The 275-nt window shown below is 61.8% G+C and carries 1 pseudogene; it reads right to left on the reverse strand.

Annotation, left to right across the window (positions count from 1 at the left end):
- A pseudogene (locus tag P8629_RS11810) lies at nucleotides 1-275 on the reverse strand (type VI secretion system ATPase TssH); the annotation flags it as partial.

Below are 275 nucleotides of genomic sequence, written 5' to 3' on the forward strand. Positions count from 1 at the left end.
TGGGCGTCGATGCGGATCTCGTCTTTCGGGCCAAAGCGGCCTTCCAGGATCAGCTTCGACAGCGGATTTTCGATCTGCTGCTGGATCGCCCGTTTCAGCGGACGGGCGCCATACACCGGGTCGTAGCCCGCTTCCGCGATTTGCTGCAAGGCCGCGTCGGTCAGGCTCAGCGCCATGTCCATGCTCGCCAGGCGTTCTTCGAGGATCTTCAGCTGGATCTTCGCGATCGCGCCGATGTTCTTCTCGTCGAGGCCGTGGAACACGACGATTTCGTC

Source organism: Hydrogenovibrio sp. 3SP14C1 (assembly GCF_029625905.1).
In the GTDB taxonomy this organism is placed as follows: domain Bacteria; phylum Pseudomonadota; class Gammaproteobacteria; order Thiomicrospirales; family Thiomicrospiraceae; genus Hydrogenovibrio.